General features: G+C 42.7%; 8 protein-coding genes and 1 tRNA gene. 2 read left to right on the top strand and 7 right to left on the bottom strand.

The features are described 5' to 3' along the window. Positions 1-58 precede the first annotated feature (58 nt). Positions 59-1,603 (bottom strand): methyl-accepting chemotaxis protein, encoded by a 1,545-nt coding sequence (locus JJQ94_RS01755; protein WP_236596471.1) that lies wholly within the window; start codon positions 1,601-1,603, stop codon positions 59-61. A gap of 357 nt (positions 1,604-1,960) precedes the next feature. Here JJQ94_RS01755 and JJQ94_RS01750 point away from each other — a divergent pair, with 357 nt between their 5' ends. Continuing rightward, positions 1,961-2,662 carry a MauE/DoxX family redox-associated membrane protein gene (locus tag JJQ94_RS01750; protein WP_099030622.1) on the top strand — a complete coding sequence of 234 codons (702 nt, stop codon included), beginning with the start codon at positions 1,961-1,963 and terminating at the stop codon, positions 2,660-2,662. A gap of 92 nt (positions 2,663-2,754) precedes the next feature. On the opposite strand, the gene iadA is transcribed toward JJQ94_RS01750, so the two are convergent. The 3 genes from iadA to JJQ94_RS01735 are packed head-to-tail and all read right to left on the bottom strand — an operon-like array spanning position 2,755 to position 8,290. Beyond that, on the bottom strand, positions 2,755-3,921 hold the full coding sequence (gene iadA / locus JJQ94_RS01745; RefSeq protein ID WP_099030621.1) for a beta-aspartyl-peptidase: 1,167 nt from the start codon (positions 3,919-3,921) through the stop codon (positions 2,755-2,757). Between the two features lie 4 nt (positions 3,922-3,925). After that, complete coding sequence (gene yfcC / locus JJQ94_RS01740) at positions 3,926-5,329, bottom strand: putative basic amino acid antiporter YfcC (RefSeq protein WP_099030620.1); 1,404 nt, start codon at positions 5,327-5,329, stop codon at positions 3,926-3,928. Between the two features lie 36 nt (positions 5,330-5,365). Next, the gene (locus JJQ94_RS01735) at positions 5,366-8,290 is read right to left on the bottom strand and encodes a TonB-dependent receptor domain-containing protein (protein WP_099030619.1); all 2,925 of its coding nucleotides are present in this window, start codon (positions 8,288-8,290) and stop codon (positions 5,366-5,368) included. 489 nt (positions 8,291-8,779) lie between these two features. Here JJQ94_RS01735 and JJQ94_RS01730 point away from each other — a divergent pair, with 489 nt between their 5' ends. Continuing rightward, positions 8,780-10,408 (top strand): cyanophycinase, encoded by a 1,629-nt coding sequence (locus tag JJQ94_RS01730; protein WP_099030618.1) that lies wholly within the window; start codon positions 8,780-8,782, stop codon positions 10,406-10,408. Between the two features lie 99 nt (positions 10,409-10,507). On the opposite strand, the gene JJQ94_RS01725 is transcribed toward JJQ94_RS01730, so the two are convergent. The 3 genes from JJQ94_RS01725 to JJQ94_RS01715 form a co-directional block, all read right to left on the bottom strand. Next, entirely contained in the window at positions 10,508-11,275 is a 768-nt protein-coding gene (locus JJQ94_RS01725; RefSeq protein ID WP_099030617.1) for a DNA/RNA non-specific endonuclease, read from the bottom strand. Between the two features lie 694 nt (positions 11,276-11,969). Next, positions 11,970-12,046 (bottom strand) — tRNA-Pro (locus JJQ94_RS01720). A gap of 164 nt (positions 12,047-12,210) precedes the next feature. Continuing rightward, positions 12,211-13,629, bottom strand: coding sequence for an alanine/glycine:cation symporter family protein (locus tag JJQ94_RS01715; RefSeq protein ID WP_099030616.1), 1,419 nt, complete (start codon positions 13,627-13,629; stop codon positions 12,211-12,213). Positions 13,630-13,800 lie beyond the last annotated feature (171 nt).

The following is a 13,800-nucleotide window of genomic DNA, read 5'->3' as shown; positions in this document are numbered from 1 at the left end:
TAAGCGTCTTTTTGGCTCTGATCTACGCACATAATAAGTTGTGGTCTATTTGGTTTTCTCATGTTTGAGAAAATTGCTGTATTAGGCGTGTTTGCTGCTCAATTTGACTTAGTAATTCTTGACTTAAAGTAAAAGATTTCTCGCCATGTTCCGTGCCTCTCTCTGCGAGCGTAGTCACGCTGTCAACGTTTATACTTATTTGTTTTACCACACAACTTTGTTGTTCAATGGCGGCGGCAACACTGCGATTTAAATCGGCTAAATGCATGACATGGCTTTGAATGGTATCAAGGCTTGAACCGTTATTCTTTGCAAGGTCAACACTTTGATTTGATAGACTATTACTTTTTTGCACTGACTCAACAGCGGAGCTGGAAATATCATTTAGTTCTTTAAGTAATTGCGTGATTTCTTCTGTGGAAGTTTGTGTGCGCTGTGCAAGTGTGCGAACTTCATCTGCTACAACTGAGAATCCTCGACCATGATCGCCCGCTCGGGCGGCTTCAATTGCGGCATTTAACGCAAGCAAGTTGGTTTGATCGGCAATAGAGTTGATAACACTAAGAATATTTTGAATTCGATCATTCCCCGAGACTAAGCGATTTACGGCATTGTTCACCTCCATTAAATGCTTATCAAGATAGTGAATAGAATCGATAACATCCTTTACTGCGGCTTTACCAAGCCCTGCCTGGTGCTCTGAGTTATTTGCTGCATCTGCAGCATGGTTTACGTTTTCTGAGAGCTCATCAATGGTTTGCGAAAACTCGTCCATGCAAACAACCATTTCTTTTGCCTCGCTTGTTTGCTGTTTTAGTAACTCGGCAACAAATTGACCGCTTTGTGTGGTAAGTTTTGCATTTTTACTTACTCGAACAGATACGTCGTTCACTCTGCCTACTACCGCAGAAATTTTCGCCTTTTGCATTTCGAATGCCAGTGTAATATCGGCAACTCTGTCTCGAGATTGACCATATATCACAGACATTAAATCATTATCAAAAATTGTTTTGGCTTGTGTGAGCAAAGCTTTATATTTCGTGCGAAAACGTGCGGTTAACGCAATCGTGATACATAACAGAGTCAATGGTAGCAGGGTAAACCAATGGTTGCTTAATAGAGGGGCTAGAGGCAAAGTTATCGCGACGAAAAGCAATAAAATAAATGAGAGTCGAGTGCTGTCATAGCGGCTCGTTTTTTGTTGGCTATCAAGAGTGCGATAAGCAGTTTCTGCGCGTTTAATTACCTCGGGAGAAGGGCAAGTTCTTACAGATTGGTATTCAACTATGTTGCCTCGCTCGTCTTTAATTGGAGTGACGAAAGCGTTTACCCAATAGTAATCCCCATTTTTTGTTAAGTTTTTAACAGGTCCCATCCAAGATTGGCCGTTTTGAATGGTAGACCACATGTTTTTAAAAGCCGCTTTTGGCATATCCTGATTACGCACTAAGTTGTGGGGCTGACCAAGCATTTCTTCAATGCTAAAACCCGCGATGTCACAAAATGACTGATTTGCGTATGTAATTCGACTGTCCAGATCCGTTGTTGAAAGCAATACACTGTGCTTGCCTAACTTTATTTCCCTACCCATTATTTTTGACATTTGTTTTTATCTCGGTAGCTAAAGACAAGGCGAAATATAAATCTAAGACTTTATAGTCAGAAGGTTTTTTTAACCAAACCTTGATTTAATAACGGGTTTGCTGACCAAGATCAGGTTTATCTATGGTTACCTCAACCGAGATTAATTTGGTTGTGGTACATCAATAAATTCAACCAGCTTTCATGTTATTGAGTGTAATTAAAGGTGGTATGAAATTCGCTTTAGTTACAATCATTAAGCTGAAATTGCAGTAATGTCGGTAGATTTTTCTTAGCTGATTTACTCGGTTGGTAATTTCTACTTATGTTTGTAATGAAATAGGGGGAGCCACCAGTGAAAAATGCGACACTTTATCGAATGCATACCTCATCGCACATTTGCCCTTTTGGTCTCAGGGCTAAGGATTTGCTTTCACGAGAGGGTTTTTGTGTAGACGACAGAGTACTCAAATCAAGGAAACAGACGGATGATTTTAAAGCCACTCATAACGTTGACACTACGCCACAAATATTTATTAACAATCAACATATTGGTGGCTATGAAGCGCTACGCCGATATCTAGGCAAGCCGTCACATAAGGAAAAGAAAAACGTATACTGGCCAGTACTTTCGATATTTTTAGTCGCGCTGCTGGTCACATTCGCGACACAATTTCCTGTCGATAATCTTGTCGAATGGGTAATGCCCTTTATTGGGTTTTCTATGCTGTTACTCGCTGTACAAAAGATACGGGATGTTCATAGCTTTACAAACTCCTTTATCACTTACGACTTGTTAGCGATGCGTCATCTAAAATACGCGTATGCTTACCCCTACTTGGAGTTATATGCCGGCGTTTGTATGCTAACAACTTTGCCTGCCATTTATTATGCGCCAGTGGCAATATTCATAGGGTTTATAGGCGCAATCTCGGTGTTTAAGGCCGTATATATTGATAAAAGAGCGCTCAAATGTGCATGCGTTGGTGGTGACACTGATGTGCCTTTAGGCTTTATATCATTAACAGAAAATGTGGTTATGTTTAGCGCTGGGGCACTTATGTTGTACAGCTATTTTTGAATTATCCTGAGGCTCGGATAAGGTACGAGCTGGTTGATTACTTTTAAAACTCCTCGTAAATTAGCAGGCAGCATAGTGCTACCTGCCAAACTTTAAGAGAAGAAACCAGTGACTAGTGGCTTATGACTTTCAACCATTTTTTGACCGTTACACCAAACGCTATGTGGCGTTAGCGTGTTTGCGTCGAGCAAAACAAGGTCGGCATCACTACCGACAGAGATCTCACCTTTATTTAATCCTAAAATCCTTGCTGGATTGGACGTAATAGATTGCAGAGCTAAGTCAAGCGGCACATTAAATTGCTGCACTGCTTGCTGGAACGCACCAAGCAGCGAAGACTCGGAACCCACTTCAAATCCAACTAAATGATTTTGTTCATTATAAATTGGCAAGCTCGCATGTCCGTCGGAGCTCATGGTCAGTTGTTGTGAGTTCACGCCTTTGTCTAAGCAATATGCCAACGCTTCGGCTGCTGCTAGCTCACCATTGGCTAAGTCGTACTCGGTGGTGCTAGTGGTAAAGTCGATGGTTCCGCCAGCTTTGCAAAATGCAATCCCCGCAGTTAGCAATTCGGCATTTCGATTCATATGAGTTGGGTAAAACTGACTGAGCGGTATTTCACTAGACTGTGCTACTCCATGGAGAAGCTGTAAGTGCTCAACACCTGTTCCAACGTGAATGGAAACGGTACCACGTTTGCCACTCAATAGACCTGCAGTTCTCGCTTCTGCTGCAATGGTTGTAAGCTCTTTTACCGAAGGTTGCGTACCTCGATGATCGGCGATTGCAACTTCCCCAACACCGATGATTTCGTCGATATACATAATGTCGTGACGGATACTGTGACCAAGCGTTTTTATTGGCAAGTGGTAAGAGCCTGTATGGCAAAAGGCGTTCAACCCCTCTTGTTTTAACCCTTTCGCTTTAGCAACTAGATCGGTATGTGTTCGGCTGACATCGTCGGTGCCCAGTGCACCAATGACAGTCGTGATCCCATATAGCGTTGCATCAGTGAGGTTCATTTGCGGGGTACGGCTCGCAAAACCGGCTTCGCCACCACCGCCACTAAAATGCACTAAAGAGTCGACAAATCCGGGGGTTAATATAAATCCCTGTCCGTCAACGATGGCGAACTCCAAGTTGCTGTTTATTTCGATATCCTCCTCGATTGCGAGGATTGTTTTCCCAGCAAAAAGGACATCACGCTTTCCGAGCTTTTTCGGCGTAAAAAGCTCAACATTTTTAATAAGTGTTAGCATAAATTTATTGGTAATTTGTTAAGTGAGCAAATATGGTGACCACACTTGCTAATGTGAAAAGAAGTAACATAAAGCGCCAAATAAACTGCACCCAATCGTTCCAAGAAAGTTTAACAACCCCTAAGCAGCCAATTAAGCTTGCTGAGGTTGGGATAATGATGTTGCTCAGTCCATCTCCTAGCTGAAAAGCCAGTACAGAAGTTTGCCGAGAAACACCAATTAAATCTGAAAGAGGTGCCATAATGGGCATAGTAATAGCTGCTTGTCCGGAGCCCGAAGAAACAAAGAAGTTGAATAGAGATTGGAATACATACATAAACCAAGCTGCCAACGCATCAGGGACTTGGGTTATTAAGGTAGCCGCATAATAAAGCACAGTATTTAAGATTGAAGGTGTTTGAAGATCGCTCCCGCCTAGTAATAGTACAAGCCCTTTGGCGAGACCAACTAGCAAGGCTGCAGGCAGCAGATCTGCGCTTCCTGTTTTAAATGCTGCCACTGATTGGCTAATAGACTGGCGCCCTCCCAATTTAGCTATTAGGGCGATGACCAGCCCCAGAACAAAAAACTGAGTGGCAAGTTCGGGGATGTAGTATCCTTTTGCAGTCACACCGTAAATGACCCAAATAATTACCATGAAAAATGCAAGCAATAACGCCTTATCAACAAGCTGTAGCTCTGTGGGCGAAGTACTTGCAATGATATCCTCACGCTTTTTTCGTACTTTCGCAGCGTAGCGCACCGCAAAAACCAGTCCGACGAATGTGAATAGGGTGGTGAGAGCAACCCTAAACTCTGCGCCTGAGAATACCGGTAACTGGGCGATACTTTGCGCAATGGCAATACTAAAAGGGTTCATGGGGGAAGTTGCAAACCCGATTTGCGTTGCGACATAAGTCACAAGCACGGTAACTTGGGCGTTATAGCCAAGCCTCATCATGATAGGGTAAAGCACAATACAAAATGCGATAGCCTCTTCACCCATGCCGAATATGGCACCACCCAAAGCAAAGGTGATGAACAGACTAGGGATAAATAGCCAATCAATCCTTTGTGTAGAATTGATCAGCGCCATAATGCCATTGTCTATTGCTTTGGTCTGCATTAACACGCCAAATGCACCACCTGTTATTAGGATAAAAGCGATAACCCCAATAGCGGCTCCATTTCTGTCGCCACTCACGAGTCCCTCAAATAGTACGTTGAACAATCCTGCTTCACCTTGAGTGGCAAACAAAGGTAAAGGTGCGGGTGTTTGTGCTTGTGAAAACTGTGAAAGTGCAACGGTATCACTAGTTCCTGCTATCTCGAACGAGCCGGGCAAAATAAAAAGTGACACCACATAGCACAGCCCTGCAATCACCAGCAAAATAACGAATGCGTCAGGCATTTTTATAGTTTTTCGCATATAAAGAACGAAAATGGGGTTACCCCCATTTCTCCATTAGAACTGGTAAGTTAATCCGAGAGTATAGTTAGTGCCTAATGCATTGTGATTGATTGAGTCGAAGCCTCGCGATGAGCCATAAACCACTGGCGGCTTTTTATCGAAAAGATTATCAATACTGAGCCTCACTTTTAGGTGCGCTGAGAACTCATAACCCGCACTAACATCAACCACTGTCCAGCTATCAACATCTCGTTTCCCTTCACTATCGAGTTGCCCAAGTTCAGCTAACTCGTTGATTTCTCGACCACGTAGCCCTTCGATGTCGTCCTCATAACTGTCAGTATAGTTTGCACCCAGCGAGACATAAAAATTATCAGCGTTATAAGTCACTGAAACTCTGCCTATATTTTCAGGGTATCTAAAGGTACCAACAAGTTCTTCACTCAGATCAGAACCAGGTTTATTGCGTTCGTATTCAAGGTAATGAGTTGCATCCAGTTTCACGGTTAAGTCAGCGTTATCAAATCTAAATCTATGATTAAATTTAATGTCCAACCCAGCAATATCTTGGCTACCTGTGTTCTCTAATTGAATAACATGATCGCGATATAGTTGTAGGCTTTGAGCACGAGGGTCAAATTCATCGATATAAGCCACCAAAATTTCGCTTAGATCAGCGCCGTTTTGATCTATGCTCAAACCTTGTGTATCGGTTACACTACACACATCTTCATCATACGAAATGCCCATCTGACCATCGGGTACAAGGCCACAATGACGCAACGACGGATCTGTAATCGCACGACTGAGTACCGCGGTCATATTTGTATCAATAACGTCGGTATATTCAAATTGCCAGTAATCAATCGCGATAGTGGTATCTTGAGTTGGGCTCCAGGCTAAACCAAGAGAAATAGATTCAGACTCTTCTGCATTAAGTTGGCTGTTACCAAGCTCTAAGGAGTTAACCGTAACTTGCGTGCCATCACCCTCACAATACAGATCGGCGACAGCTTGATTCGTGCCGCAATCGAAGGTCGAAGTCGTTGTTCTCAACTTTACCCCCGCCTGCGTTAAAGACGGTGCTCTAAAAGAAGTAGACCAACCGGCCCGTAACATTAGGGCATCAGTAGGGCGATAGCTTATGCCGATTTTTGGATTAAAAGTTGAGCCAAAGTCGTCAAAGTGGTCATATCGTCCAGCCACCTGCATTTCTACTGTTTCTGTTACTGGAATGTATAGCTCTACAAATGCACCTAGCTGCGTTCTTTTTGCGTCCGCGATGCTAGAGCCATAACCAAATACATCAACTAAGTAATCGTTGGCAGCATCTGCAACCGCATCATTTGAAGGGGTGTCCGACAGCTCTTCTTTTCGTGCTTCGACACCAAACGAGGACTGTACCGCGATATCTTGCCAAGAAAAGAGCTCACCCGATACAGTAAAATCCCAGCTGTAAATGCGGCTTGTACCTTCTCGGGTTGGGCGTGCTTTGGTAAGTGCAAGTGTTGCATCGTTAGTGGTATTGCCTACTAAGAATGGGTTATAAAAGTCGAGAAGGTTACTATTAGTACAGCTTAACTGGCCGTCGTTAATGTTGGCAATGTTCCCGTCACCACATAACTCCCCGGCCAAAGCTGCATGAAACTTATAACGATTGTATACCCCATCGGTGGCCACCTGATCTGATTTAGATTCAGAGAACATAATCCCAGACACCCAATCCCATTCGCCTAGTTGCCCTTCTAGGCTCGAAACCAATCGCATATTTTGGCTTTTGACTTCAATGGTGCGGGGTGAGGTAAAGCGAGCATCAAACTGAAACCCCCATTGCTCCTGTCCAAGTAGTGTGTTGAATGGGTCGATGTAAAGTGAATCAAGTAGCGAGTTGTTACCGCTTGCGTCGCTATAAATGAAGAGGGCATCCTCTCTCACCCATGGACCTTCACTGTCATCAATCTGATTGATTGCAGCTGGGGTTGAATAAGCCGTCGATTTTGTTTTACTGATAAAAAACTCACTTTTCCAAGTTAACTCGCCAACCTGCTGATTGAACATCGCACCACCAGACATACTCTCAAATGGTGTGCTTAGCACATCATCTTGATTACCATAGTAAGCACAGATCTGCTCCCCATACTCAGTGGTAACCAGCTGGCTCATACAGCCAGGTGCTGGAAGCTCATTACCGTCGCGACTGCTGTAATAATAAATATTGGGCGTATTGTTGAGTTTAGGAAGGTAAGAATATCCGTTAACTAAGTTGGGAGTTGCCAAGAAGTCTCTATCCGTTGCGTTAAATTGGTTTCGGTCGTAAAAATCTGCAAACAACATAACGCTGCCATTACCAACTTCAGTTCCCCAAATTAGATTGACTTGTGTTTTGCCCTCATCAGAGCTTACAAGACTGTTACCATAGCTAACCTCAAGTTCTGCACCATCATAATTGTCTTTAAGAATATAGTTAATCACACCCGCAACGGCGTCGGCTCCATAGATTGCGGACGCCCCAGTCGCTAAGATCTCAACTCGTTCGATTGCCGCCAAGGGGATGGCGTTTACATCAACAAAGTTTTGTGTGCCCGCCGCAAAAGAGCTTGGCGCGACACGACGACCATTGATCAAGGTTAACGTCGCTGAAGGACCCATGCCTCGTAAACTGGCTGCTGCTTGCCCCGCGGGTGTTGAGGTTGACGTACTGCCACTTTCGCTTGTTGAGAATGTGCCAGAGCCACCTTTTAATTGAGGAAGGTCTTGAAGTAACTCGAAAATTGAGGAAGCACCTGAGCGATCTATGTCTTCTGAGCTCAAAATAGTAATGGGCTGTGTGCCTTCTAAATCAACGCCTTTTATGCGAGAGCCCGTGACTTCAATCCTTTCAACGGCTTTTACGTTTTGATTTGTTTGTTCTTCTGCATGAGTATTAAAACTTGAAGCAGCCAAGGCTGCTGAAATTGCTACGAATAGTTTGTTGTACATTACTTCACCTACTTTCTGTTGATGAGCGGCTTGGTACAGGCGAATGGCGTTGCTGTAGAATTTATTTGTTGTGTTTATTGCTCTACCGCATTGAAACTTCGCAATCGTCAGTGCTTAAAAAGCGTTAAAAACAATAGGTCAGTTTCAATTGGACAGATAAAAACCACGCCACTACGAAAAATAATCGCGATAGTACGCCTTAAGCCAGCCGTTTAATTTTTATAGAAATCAAGAGGTGGGGTTGCAATTAATAGACAACGCCACGGCTTTACACCGTGTGTCTACTCGTCGAACCACTCAGAAAGGTAGTGAGGTGAGTAGAAGTAGCAAACAAATTTGAACGCATTCTTCAACATATTTTCATCTCGTGTTTTTTGACAATGCAAACCAGCGTGTGCTAGCTTGCGCTTCGCAATGTTCATTAAAATTTATAGCACAAGCGTTTTTGTGCTGACAAGTCGTTTTTAACAAATTTGTTTGGAATTTATCATGAATGTTGTGTTTTTTATAACCGCAGTGTTAACTGTGGGTACGCTTTTCTTCAGCTTAACCTCTTCTGCGCAAACACTTTATCTGATTGGCGGGGCACTCAAAACCTGCTCTAGTATGGCTACAAAAAATTGTGCAGAAAATGTCGAATTTTCAACGGCTGTGAAAACACATTCGTTGTTTTCTGTTGATGAAAAAGCAATAAATAGATTCACTAAAGGTTGGCCAACTAACAATCGCGCGCACCTAAGGCGCACCCTTAAACTGCTTGAGAAATTACCATCGAACAAAGTCTTATATAAACTACAGCTTGCGCAGCATGCGAAACAATTTGATGAAGGCTTATATCGCAGTTGGAGTGATAAAGAATATAACTTCTTCTTCGATATGCTTGAACTGCCCTTGCTGTATCAGCATAAACGTCTACCTGAAATAGTTAATACTAACGGAAATAATGAGCCAGCGAGTACTGAAATCATAGAGGATATTGCTAAGCGCATTGGCAAGACAAAAACCAAAAGACTGCTGCTTGTCACTGCATCATCTCGTGATCCTTATGAGTCTGCTGATTTCTATGAAGGACTATTTCAAAGCTACGATGTTAATGCTCAATGGTTCCCCCTTACTCCAGCATTAGCCGCGGCGCTTAGTCGCAATGACTGTGAAAACCTAGATAGGTATCGTAACCAGCTCAATGGGGTTTATAATCGTGAAGTCATTTATCCAGATAGAACATTAACCGAATATAATCTTTGCCAGCAAGGGATTGAGAAGGTGAAACAGCAGTTGGTAAATGCGGATGCGATCATGTTTAACGGCGGTGATCAATCACTCACTAAGCTAGTAATGTATGCTACCGATAAGCAAACGCCTTATCCTTGGACTGAAGTCCTAAAGGAGATACCGATAATTATCGGTACAAGTGCCGGAACAGCGGTGCAGGCTGGCGGAAAAAATGCCTTCGGTTATGTTCCCATGATCACCAATGGTAGCAGCATCGAAGCTATATTAAATGGCGCGATAAATGCTTCTGCTCCAGTACAACACTGCGAAAAGCATGGTAGATGTGGCAAGCTAAATGCCGATGCATTAACTTATGATGCTACAGGTGGCTTAGGAGTCTTTTCCTTTGGCGTTTTAGATACGCATTTTAGTGAAAGAGGCAGAAGTTTTAGGCTTGCGGTGTTAGCACTTAAAAGCGGCCAAAAATTTGGTTTTGGTGTGGATGAAACCACAGCACTAAAATTTGAAAGTACTGAAGAGGAGTTCTCGGTACTTGGTAAGCAGGGCGTAGTTGTGATTGAAACCCATAAGCCACAGCATTTCTACTATTCGTTTTATCCTGCAGGCAGTACGTTTTCAATGCCCAAGTTACATTCAAAGAATAAAAGCGAAAGTAATGTAGTGAACAGGAAAAAAGGCAAACGTTTAGTTGAAAATCTAGTCGAAGATAATGCGCTCCGTGAAGTGACCCAACTTATGTGTTTAGAGCAACTTAGTGAAGTGGAAGCCTCGCAGGTAGACCTGCCAAACATTCATATTGAACGTACCAACCAGAGCCACTGTGACAGGCAGGCCAATGGGAAATTCCGAGTCAAAAACATAACCGTAAAATGGCATGAAAAGTAATGTAACTTAAACCTTAAATGAGGCGAGTATTCATCGAGCAAATGCCTTGATGCAAATTACAAAGTGAATTAAAGGGCTACCAACTGGTAGCCGTCATAATTAGCAACCTAGTTGTGAGCTAAGACCGCCGACTCGACCCTCAATGTCGGTGGCTTTATAGCTTGGCAGGCTAGGTAGGATATTCAGGCCTGCTCTTTGTTCTACTTCGTCAATGGTTACTTCTGTTTTGCAGTAATCAAGATATCTACCAGAAGTTTGCTCCATGATAAAAGCAGAAGCCTTCACATTTGAGCCAGCTATTGTGACAACGACCTTAAAATAGCCTGACGGAATAGTGTGAGATTCATCAGCACCAGGCAATGTAGCAAAGTAATATTCATACAAGGGACCCGTGAACACATAGGCATTTTCGCCCGTTCGCACTAAACTTCTCACTGCATTCTCTAATTTAACCCATGGGCCTTGATTAAGGTTTGATGATTGTGGGGTAATGTTCGAGAGGTAGTTAGTATCGCTCCAATTGGGTGTATTGGAAAACGACGCCAAAGGCACTTGATGACCTCTATCTGTATGGATAGTTGCCCACGCATCGCTATAGTCACTCGGCTCTAGCGTGTATCTACTTGCAATTTTAGGGTCTGATTTCCAAGTCCTCGAACGGCTTGGTCCATCAATTGTGCTTGGTGTGACTTTGTATGCTACCCAGTCCGCAAACTTTGTTGCGCGATTATTGCTAAGCACATATATAGGTCGTTCAACGATATCATTACTTGATGGTGTGCCAGTTGGGCAACCGTAGTTGCTACATATGTTGGTGTTTGCATTTGCAGTCGCACTGACTGCAAGCATAAGTATTGCGAATTTCATTTTAATCTCCGTGCTTAATTGAAAGTCACGCAATACTAGGTAGGTTATTTGTCAGTATTATTACTTTAATGTAAATATATTGTTTTTGTGATTGCTGCTGTTAGTTGAAAACTACTGTGAAATAGCCGATTTATAAGGCGTTATAGCTATAAAGTATGTTAAGAGTCCCTCATTTTCATTTTACTAATTAACTGGAAAATAGAGACTAGGAGCAGAGCCGACATATTGGAACAGGCACAAATAATCCAAACCTGAGTAATGCATGCCTTTTGGTCTGGTCACGTAGAGTACTGGAAGTAGAAATTACACTGTTTGAAGTTTAAAGTTTAAAGTTTAAAGTGAGAGGTTGTGACGGAAGAAAACACTTAACAGCCTATATCAGCAATCTATTTTTAGTGTTCTTATTTCGGCAAATCTATTCAAGCTGAATTAGCCGTCAGAACTATTTCGTTTTTTAAGGCTTTGTTTCTGGATAGGAATTTTTCTTACATTGTTTTAAGGCGTCGACATTGAAAGGAGTCGCTAACGATGCTCATTGAGGTTAGTCACTAGTACGTTAAAGAAAACAAAGTTCATAAGTATAAACAGGAATAACGAACGAAAATCGGAAAGTTACAATACTACCGTACTAATACCGAGTATTTTGTGAAAGGAAATTAATGAAGTTAACTTATTGAATAGGGTAAGGAAAAGCTGGTCGGCATAGCAGGATTTGAACCTGCGACCCCTGACACCCCATGACAGTGCGCTACCAAGCTGCGCTATATGCCGACTTGTGCTTTACTATACGGATTTTTTTTTGAAAGGCAATAAGTGGTTGGTTTGTTTGGACATTAAATGAACTCAAGGGCGTATTTTTGTGTTCTTCTTCATTAAAATTGGGTTTTATTAAGAAGAAAGCGCACTAAATATAAGCATTAGTGCGCTGTATTGGTCTATTTAGTCCAAATGCCTTTTGGTAGTGTTTTTTCTACTTCAGGGTTGGTACTAGGATCAAACTCTGGGGTTACGCCAGCTTTAAGCTGCTCTTTATAATCGTTGGCAAGCCATAGCACGACTTTGCGAAGCATAAAGAGTGCAACCACGTTAACTACAGCCATTAAACCCATTGAAATATCAGCGAGTGTCCAAACCAGTCCAAGTTCGCTTACCGCACCAAACATTACCATACCTAATACACAAGCTCTGAATACCATCATGCCTTTCTTTGAATGGTGATCTAAGAATAGTAGGTTGGTTTCTGCATAACTATAGTTGGCAACAATGGAAGTAAAAGCAAAAAATAGAATAGCTACCGCAACGAAAATTGCGCCCCATTCCCCTACATGATGAACCAATGCAGATTGCGTTAATTCAATGCCAGTTAAACCTGAGTTTGGCTCGAGCTGACCAGATAAAAGAATAAGCGACGCGGTCGCGGTACAGATCACTATGGTATCTACAAATACACCTAGCATTTGTACATAACCTTGTGATGCTGGATGGTTTGGATTTGGTGTTGCACTAGCAGCAGCGTTTGCAGCGCTACCCATACCGGCTTCATTTGAGAATAAGCCGCGCTTGATCCCTTGAAGCATTGCTTGCATTACCGCGTAGCCAATAGCACCAGCACCCGCTTGCTCGATACCCATTGCACTTTTTACTATTAACATGAATATGTCTGGTAGCTGCGCAAAGTTCACAGCACAGACGTAAAGTGCAAGTATAAGATAAGCAACGGCCATAAAAGGCACGACAAGTTCGGCAAAGCGTGCAATAGTTTTTAAGCCACCGAAGATGATAATCCCAGAAGCTGCTACTAACGCAATACCCATCACATATTTAGGCACATCAAAGGCAACGTTAAATGCTGCAGCAATGGAGTTGGCTTGTACTGCATTAAAGACGAAACCAAATGCAAGGATAAGGCAAAGTGAGAATAACACCCCCATCCACTTACGTTTTAAACCTAGCTCCATATAATAAGCAGGGCCACCACGGAAGTTTCCGTCATCATCTTTTGTCTTATATAGCTGCGCTAAGCAACTTTCAGCAAAACTGGTCGCCATACCAATCAAGGCAATGAGCCACATCCATAATATAGCACCAGGACCGCCTAAATAGAGCGCGACACCAACACCTGCCATATTACCGGTACCAACCCGTGCGGCGAGTGAAGTACAGAATGCTTGAAAAGAGGAGATACCATCTTCAGCACCTTCGCGGCTTTGCATCATTACCTTCACCATATATGGGAATTGAGTGAATTGAATAAAGCCAAGCCTAATTGTGAAGAATACACCTGCAGCTATTAAGAGGTAGATAAGTAGATGACCCCATAAAAGACCACTTATCGAGTTTAAGATATCAGCCATGTATTTAGCCTTTTTCTAAGAACGAGTAAATAATGGGGCGGTAATCTACCACAAAGAAAAGCAAAAGCCGAAATTCCTGTGGGTTATCCACAGAAAATGTGGATAAGTTGTTAGGATTCGGTGGGCTAAAAAGCATTTGAAAAATAAATAGAAAAAACCGAAAAAAAGGGT

The organism is Pseudoalteromonas sp. GCY (assembly GCF_016695175.1).
Lineage (GTDB): Bacteria > Pseudomonadota > Gammaproteobacteria > Enterobacterales > Alteromonadaceae > Pseudoalteromonas.
Note: the sequence above shows the minus strand (reverse complement) of the source record. Positions and strands in the feature narration are given on the sequence as shown.